At 65.9% G+C, this 7,164-nt stretch carries 8 protein-coding genes; 4 read left to right on the forward strand and 4 right to left on the reverse strand.

The genetic code is table 11. The features are described from left to right. The coding region (locus ACXJL8_RS28795) for a tripartite tricarboxylate transporter TctB family protein (RefSeq protein ID WP_456686013.1) at nucleotides 1-337 on the forward strand (337 nt) is incomplete at its 5' end. Nucleotides 338-341: 4 nt separating this feature from the next. After that, nucleotides 342-1,850: a tripartite tricarboxylate transporter permease gene (locus ACXJL8_RS28800; RefSeq protein WP_456618369.1), complete on the forward strand. Its 1,509-nt coding sequence runs from the start codon at nucleotides 342-344 to the stop codon at nucleotides 1,848-1,850. A 102-nt stretch (nucleotides 1,851-1,952) separates the two neighbouring features. Here the strand turns inward: ACXJL8_RS28800 and ACXJL8_RS28805 are convergent, their stop codons facing one another. Then, the gene (locus ACXJL8_RS28805; protein ID WP_456686014.1) at nucleotides 1,953-3,647 is read right to left on the reverse strand and encodes an EAL domain-containing protein; all 1,695 of its coding nucleotides are present in this window, start codon (nucleotides 3,645-3,647) and stop codon (nucleotides 1,953-1,955) included. Between the two features lie 218 nt (nucleotides 3,648-3,865). Here ACXJL8_RS28805 and ACXJL8_RS28810 point away from each other — a divergent pair, with 218 nt between their 5' ends. Next, nucleotides 3,866-4,129, forward strand: coding sequence for a hypothetical protein (locus tag ACXJL8_RS28810; RefSeq protein WP_456618371.1), 264 nt, complete (start codon nucleotides 3,866-3,868; stop codon nucleotides 4,127-4,129). A 6-nt stretch (nucleotides 4,130-4,135) separates the two neighbouring features. Here the strand turns inward: ACXJL8_RS28810 and ACXJL8_RS28815 are convergent, their stop codons facing one another. The 3 genes from ACXJL8_RS28815 to mtgA all read right to left on the reverse strand — a co-directional run bounded on the left by ACXJL8_RS28815 (nucleotide 4,136) and on the right by mtgA (nucleotide 5,947). Further along, the gene (locus tag ACXJL8_RS28815) at nucleotides 4,136-4,783 is read right to left on the reverse strand and encodes a hypothetical protein (RefSeq protein ID WP_456618372.1); all 648 of its coding nucleotides are present in this window, start codon (nucleotides 4,781-4,783) and stop codon (nucleotides 4,136-4,138) included. A 142-nt stretch (nucleotides 4,784-4,925) separates the two neighbouring features. Beyond that, entirely contained in the window at nucleotides 4,926-5,108 is a 183-nt protein-coding gene (rpmF, locus tag ACXJL8_RS28820) for a 50S ribosomal protein L32 (protein ID WP_007598106.1), read from the reverse strand. A 164-nt stretch (nucleotides 5,109-5,272) separates the two neighbouring features. Beyond that, nucleotides 5,273-5,947, reverse strand: a complete 675-nt coding sequence (mtgA, locus tag ACXJL8_RS28825; protein ID WP_456618373.1) for a monofunctional biosynthetic peptidoglycan transglycosylase — start codon at nucleotides 5,945-5,947, stop codon at nucleotides 5,273-5,275. Between the two features lie 161 nt (nucleotides 5,948-6,108). Between mtgA and ACXJL8_RS28830 the strand changes: the two genes are divergently transcribed. After that, entirely contained in the window at nucleotides 6,109-7,032 is a 924-nt protein-coding gene (locus ACXJL8_RS28830) for a polyprenyl synthetase family protein (RefSeq protein ID WP_456618374.1), read from the forward strand. Nucleotides 7,033-7,164 lie beyond the last annotated feature (132 nt).

Consider the following 7,164-nt stretch of genomic DNA (forward strand, 5'->3'; position numbering starts at 1 on the left):
GTTCTACACCGGCATCCTGATGTGCGTGTTCGCGGCCGCCATCATCGTCTCGGCGATCACCGAGGGCGGGCCGACGCTGGCCTCGCGCTGGGAGAATACGCGCTGGACCAAGCCACTCCTGCTGATCGCCTGTCTCACGGCATTCTCCTTCGCGCTGGAGCCGCTCGGTTTCCTGCTGTCGGCGATCCCGCTGATGCTTGTGCTCTTGCGCGTGATCGACCCCGTGCGCTGGACGCTGGCGATCCCGATTGCCGTGCTGGTGCCATCAGGCATGTGGTGGGTGCTCAAGCGCCTCCTGCTGATCCAACTGCCTTCGGGCCTGTTCGAGATCGGCTGACCGCATGGATACGCTCGTCAACGTCGCGCATGGGTTTGGCGTCGCGCTGCTGCCGATCAACCTGCTCTACTGCTTCATCGGCGTTTTCATCGGTACGCTGGTGGGCGTGCTGCCCGGCATCGGGCCGATCTCGGCGATGTCGCTGCTGCTTCCGGTGACGCTGTCGGGCACACCGGAATCCGGCATCATCATGATGGCCGGCATCTATTACGGCTCGATGTATGGCGGCTCGACCACCTCGATCCTGGTCAACATTCCCGGCGAAGCGGCCTCCGTCGTGACCTGCATCGACGGTCACCAGATGGCGAAACAGGGCCGCGCCGGCCCCGCGCTCGGCATCTCCGCGTTCGGCTCCTTCATCGCCGGCACGTTTGCGCTGGTCGCCTTGATGCTGGTGGCGCCAAAGCTCGCCAGCATCGCGATCGCGTTCGGCCCGGCCGAATATTTCAGCCTGATGGTGCTCGGGCTGGTCGTGCTCACCTTCCTGACGCAAGGCTCGATGCCAAAGGCGCTGCTGATGGCGTGCATCGGCGTGGTGCTCGGCCTGATCGGGCTCGACAGCATCACGGCGCAGCCGCGGCTGACATTCGGCCGCATGGAGCTGATCGACGGCATCGGGCTCGTGCCCGTGGTGATGGGCCTGTTCGGCGTCGCCGAGGTGCTGCTCAACACCGAGCAGGCCATCAAGCGCGACATCATCAACGCGAAGATCACGCAGCTCTTGCCCAACAAGGCGGACTGGCAGGCGAGCGCCGGTCCGGTCGCGCGCGGCACGCTGCTCGGCTTCCTGCTTGGCATCCTGCCGGGCGGCGGCGCGGTGGTGGCCTCGTTTGCGTCCTATGCACTGGAGAAGCGGCTGTCGAAGACACCGGAGCGTTTTGGTCACGGCGCGATCGAGGGCGTCGCGGGACCGGAATCCGCCAACAATGCGGCGGCGGGCGGCGCATTCATTCCGCTGATGACGCTCGGCATCCCGCCGAACGTGGTGATGGCGCTGCTGCTCGGCGCCTTCGTCATCCACGGCCTGCAACCGGGGCCGCTTCTGATCACGCAAAACCCCGGCCTGTTCTGGGGCATCGTCGCCAGCATGTATATCGGCAACGTCATGCTGCTGATCCTCAATTTGCCGATGATCGGCATGTGGGTGCAGCTGCTGAAGCTGCCCTACAACATCCTGTTCCCCCTGATCATCCTGTTCACGATCCTGGGCGTTTATTGTTCGAGCAACAACGTGTTCGACGTCTATGTGATGATCGCGTTCGGGATCATCGGCTATTTCATGCGCAAGCTCGGCTTCGAGCCGGCGCCGCTGGTGCTGGCCTTCGTGCTGGGGCCAATGATGGAGAACAATCTGCGCAAGTCGCTGATCCTGTCGCAGGGCGATCTCTGGACCTTCGTGCAACGGCCGATCTCGGCGGCCTGCCTTGCGCTCGCAATCGTGCTCCTGATCGCGCCGTTGTTGCCCGCACTGCGCAAGAAGCGCGAGCTGGTGGCGCTGGATGAGGGGGCGTGAAGGCTTCGTAGGGTGGGTTAGCGAAGCGTAACCCACCACTTCTGCCTCCGCGGATATGAACAGTGGTGGGTTACGCCTTCGGCTAACCCACCCTACAATTTGTCAGCCCGCCGCGGGCAGCGCGCTGTCCGGCGGTGCGCACCATGGGCGCTCGGCCGAGGCCAGCCCGATCAGGCGGCCCTGGATGTAGTCGCAGCCCCAGTCGCGCAGCATGTGAGCCGCCTCTTCGTCCTGCACCCATTCGGCGACCGTCTCGATGTCGAGGCGGCGGGCGAGGTCGATCAGGGTGTGCACGAAGGCGCGGTCGTCGGCGGAGCGGGTGATGTTCTGCACGAAGGCGCCGTCGATCTTGACGATGTCGACGCCGAGCTTGCGCAAATTGCGGAACGAGGTGTAGCCGGCGCCGAAATCGTCGATGGCGATGCGGCTGCCGAAATTCTTCAGCCGCGTGACGAAGCCGCGGACGTCGTCGATGTCCTGGATCGCGACCGTCTCGGTGATCTCCACGATCAGCCGCTCGGCAACGCCGGGATGGGCGCGCATGAGCGATTCGATTCCCGCCCACCAGTCCGGATCCATGGTGGTGTCGGGCGAGATGTTGAGGCTGAGCCGGATCTCCGGCGCAGCCGCGAGCTCGGCGACCACGAGCTCGAGCACGCGATGATCGACCAGGCGAATGAGGCCGAGCCGCTCGGCGACCGGCACGATGTCGGGCGCAAGCAGCACCTGGCCGTCGCCCTGATCCATCCGCACCAGGCATTCATGGAACGCGCCCTCGCGCGAGGCCGCCGACACCACCGGCTCATAGGCGAGCTTGATGCGGCGCTCGTTCAGCGCGGTGACGATCTCGTCGGTGACGCGGATGTTGACGCGGCGCTGCGCATCGCGCGTGGCATCCGGACGCCAGGCCGCAAACGAGCCAGAGCGGCGGCGCTTGGCGGCGTCCAGCGTTTCATGGGCGCGGTTGACCGCCTCGTCCGTGTTGCGGGCATAGCGCGGCAGGCTGACCGCGCCGATCGAGGCGGTGACCGACACCGGGCCGGATCGGKTCGGCACCACCTCGTCGCGAATGCCGGCGAGAAAGCGCTCGGCGGCGACGTTCATGTCGTCGACGGTGCAGTTCTTCAGGATCAGGCCGAACTTGTTGCCGGAGAAGCGGCCCAGCACGTCGCCGCCGCGCAGCCGCGCGCGGATGCGTTTTGCCACGTCGAGGATCACGGCGTCGGCGACATCGAAACCGAAGGCGTCGTTGACGCGCGCGAGATGGTCGATGCCGACCAGCATGAAGGCTGCGGTCGAGCGGAAGCGGGCCGTCTCCTCGATCGCCTCGGCCAGCGCCGCGATCAAATGGGAGCGGTTGAGCTCGCCGGTCAGGGGATCGAGCCGGGCGAGCCTTGTCAGCTCCTCGTCGCGGGCGTGGCGCTCGTTGTTGATGCGGACGGAGCCGATCGCCCGCACCGGGCGGCCGTCGGGACCGGCGAACCAGCGGCCGGTCTCCTCGATCCAGATCATGGGATCGGAGGCGCTCATGCGCACGCCGTACTCGACCCGATAGGGCGTGCCGTCGGCGCCGTGCACGGCGGAGGTCTGGGCCAGCGCGGCCGACCGCAGCGATTGCACGGGCTCGATCAGCTTGGCGAATTCGGCGCCGGTCGCAAGCCGCTCGGCGGGGATGCCGGGGAAGACACTTGCGACCTGCTCACCCCAGACGATGGCGTCGTTGGCGATATCCCAGGCGAACACGGCCTGTCCGAGGGCGGCCAGAATGTCGGAGGCTTGCGGCAATGCGGGGGTCAAAATCGCCTCGATTCGGGACAGCAGGAAGTCCTGAGCCGGCACAAGATAGAGCCAGATTCGGCTCCGACCCTAGGCAAAGTTCATAAACAATTTGGAAACCATGTGCCGAAGCAACCCGGAACCAATTCGGCCCGCCCGGCATAAGCCTTGCGAGACCATCACCAGGCCCAGGCGTTTCGTCCCGAAACGCGACAGTTGGCCGGGCTGACGGTGTTGCGATGGGTAGGACCGATCGATCGGAAGAGGCGGAGCGGGAGACGAGCACCGCAGTGGTGGTGCTGACCCCGACGCTGGAATGGGTGCACAGGATGGTCCCGCTGCCGCGCCCCGATCCGAGCTTCGTCACCCAGCTCATCGACAATGCCGAGCGCGTGTCTCAGGCCGGCCGGCTGCGCCCGGCTTCGTCCGCCGCCGCGCGGCTTGCCTATGGCGACAAGCATCCGCTGGGAAGCGTCAGCGCGCGCACCCGACAGGTGGCTTGAGGTCGATCAGCGCGGCGCGTCAGGCGAGGACGGCGTGCCGTTGCCGTTGCCCGGCTGCAAATGCGGCGAGGGGATTTCCGGCGAAGGCGGAATGCTCTGCACAGGCTTCGGCGCGGGGTGATCCATCAGCACGGATTCGGCGACCGATTGCGCCGAGGCTGCGGGCGGCACCGGTGCCGGCTGCGGCGCAGACACCGGCTCGAACTTGTGCCCGGAGACGACTTCGTCGGCCGGCGCCTCGGCCTGTCGCTTGGCCTTGCGCGGCGCCGTCTCGGCGACATAGGCGACGCGACGGCGCGTCCGCTGGGCGATGCCGCCGAGGAAATCGGCCATCGCGAGCAGCACCAGCAGGAAATAGGTGGAGTTGCCGAATTTGGGCCACATCACGAATTCGGCCGCCGCCGCGCCGAACACGATCAGCGACAGCAAATGATCCATCAGGAATTTCGAGCCGGGCCGCGCGCCCTTGACCACCTCGAGCAGCAGCAGCACGATGCCGAGCGCGAGCATCACGTCGGCGAGCGTCACCGGCCAGGTCTCGCCGGTGATCATCGGCACCTTGAACAGCACATCCGTGAAGGAGACGCTGGGCATCAGGAAGGCGATGATGTTGTAGACCGCAAGCGGAATCAGAAGCAGCGGGAAACCGACCATCGGCGAAATGCCTTCTCGATCAAGATGTCCGGGCAAGACAACGCGACGGCGAAGCATTCGCTCCGCCGCCGTCACCGTCATATCTCATGGGTTGGCCGAAATCAGGCAGGCGAAATGCTCCTGCCCGAGAAAGAATCCTGTCTCAGGACTCTTTCTTCTTCAGGACCTGACGGCCCTTGTACATGCCGGTCTTGAGGTCGAGATGGTGCGGACGGCGGAGTTCGCCCGAGTCCTTGTCCTCGACATAGGTCGGCTTCTTGATGGCGTCTGCCGAGCGGCGCATGCCACGGCGCGACGGCGAGGTTTTTCTTCTCGGAACGGCCATTTCAATATCCTCTAGGGATTGGTGTTGTCCGGGCATCGTCCGCGGGACGGCTCAGCACCCGAAACGGGGCGAGCGAAATGCCGATCAAGGCCGGGCTTATAGAGGAAGGCTGGCCGTAATGCTAGGGTTTTGGACCGGAAAATACGGCCGAAAAGGGCTCAGAATCAGCGATTTTCCCGCCAACAGGTCGCAAGCGAGCTCGCCTGCGCCCTCGCCACGTAGGTCCCGGCCAGCCGCCGGACGCCCGGGCCGGGGGTTCTGGCGCTGCGCTTGACCGGATTCGGCAGGATCGAGGCCAAAAGCGCCGCCTCCCGGGGGGAAAGGCTGGCGGCCGATTTGCCGAAGGCATAGGCACTGCCCGCTTCCACCCCGAACTGGCCCTGGGGGCCGAGCTCGGCGATGTTGAGGTAGATCTCCAAAATCCGCGGCTTGGGCAGGACCAGGTCGATCCACAGCGCCAGGGGGAATTCCAGCGCCTTGCGGACGAAGTCCCGTCCCTGCCAGAGGAACAGGTTCTTGGCCACCTGCTGGGTGATGGTGGAGGCGCCCCGGAACGGCGTGCCGTCCTCCTTCGCGTCGTCGATGGCCTCGCGCAGCGCGCCCCAGTCGATGCCGCGATGCTTGCAGAAATGGGCGTCCTCAGCCGCGACCACGGCGCGCGGCAGTGAGGGCGACATCGCCGCCAGATCGATCCATTCCCGCTGCATCGGCGCGCCCCGCAAGCTGCGCCAGGCCATCAGCGTCGAAACGGGGTGGCCGGTGCGGTAGAACGGCGCGATCACATAGGGCGCGAGAGCTGCGACCGCGAGCATCAGCAGCAGGATTTTGACGATGCGCAAATCGACCTTTCCGGCGCAAAATGAAACGCGGCTCTGGGCCCGTCCATTAAGTCTGTGATAATTCTGGCCTTTTCCAGCACTTTTTAGGCCTGCCAAACGATTGACTGAGGCGGGCTCTTAAAGGATTGTCCCGCCGAATTTTAGTTCTGGAGCCTTTCTTGATGACCAGCACGTCCCCGTCCGATTTCGCCAAACGTCTGGACAAGACCGCTGATGATACCGAAGCCCTGCTCAGCCGTCTCTTGACGGACGACATCCTGCCCGATGAGATCGCACGGCCCAAGCGACTGATGGACGCAATGCGCTATTCCAGCCTCAACGGCGGCAAGCGCCTGCGGCCGTTCCTGGTGGTCGAGAGCGCGGCCGTGTTCGGCGTGCCGCGGGAGGCGGCGCTGCTCGCCGGCGCCGCGCTCGAATGCATCCATTGCTATTCCCTGATCCATGACGATCTGCCGGCGATGGACAATTCGGACCTGCGCCGCGGCCGTCCCACCCTGCACAAGAAGACCGACGACGCCACCGCGATCCTCGCCGGCGACGGCCTGTTGACGCTCGCCTTCGACATCATCACCCGCGACGAGATCCATCGCGACGCCAATGTGCGGCTGCTGCTGACGCGCGCGCTGGCGCGCTGCGCCGGCATCGGCGGCATGGTCGGCGGCCAGATCCTCGATCTCGCCGGCGAAGGCCGCTTTGGCGGCAACGAGCCGATCGACGTCGCCCGTATCCAGCAAATGAAGACCGGCGCGCTGCTGCGCTATGGCTGCATCGCCGGCGCGATCCTCGGCCAAGCTTCGCAGAAAGAGTATCAAGCGCTCGACGATTACGGCCGCGCGCTCGGCGAAGCCTTCCAGATCGCCGACGATCTGCTCGACGTCGAGGGCGATGCGGCCGCGCTCGGCAAGCCCTCGGGCCAGGACGCCGCGATGGGCAAGACCACGTTCGTGACCCAGCTCGGCATCGAAGGCGCCAAGCAGCGCGTGCGCGACCTGCTGGCGCGGGCGGACGCCGCCGTCTCGATCTTCGGCGATCGCGCCGCCGTGCTGCAGGCTGCCGCGCGCTTCGTGGCCGAGCGGAAGAACTAGTAACTCCGGGCTCTTTCACCTCTCCCGCTTGCGGGAGAGGTCGGCATAGGTGGCCCCCGGCCGCCGTTCTTCAAGAACGCCGATGCTTCGCATCGGCTATGGCGCCGGGTGAGGGCTCTCTCCTCTTGGGGG

It is taken from the genome of Bradyrhizobium sp. P5_C11_2, from assembly GCF_054049755.1.

Coding starts and splice junctions, on each gene's coding strand:
- ACXJL8_RS28800 (WP_456618369.1), top strand. CDS start 342: ATGGATACGCTCGTCAACGTCGCGCATGGGTTTGGCGTCGCGCTGCTG.
- ACXJL8_RS28810 (WP_456618371.1), top strand. CDS start 3,866: ATGGGTAGGACCGATCGATCGGAAGAGGCGGAGCGGGAGACGAGCACC.
- ACXJL8_RS28815 (WP_456618372.1), bottom strand. CDS start 4,783: ATGGTCGGTTTCCCGCTGCTTCTGATTCCGCTTGCGGTCTACAACATC.
- rpmF (WP_007598106.1), bottom strand. CDS start 5,108: ATGGCCGTTCCGAGAAGAAAAACCTCGCCGTCGCGCCGTGGCATGCGC.
- ACXJL8_RS28830 (WP_456618374.1), top strand. CDS start 6,109: ATGACCAGCACGTCCCCGTCCGATTTCGCCAAACGTCTGGACAAGACC.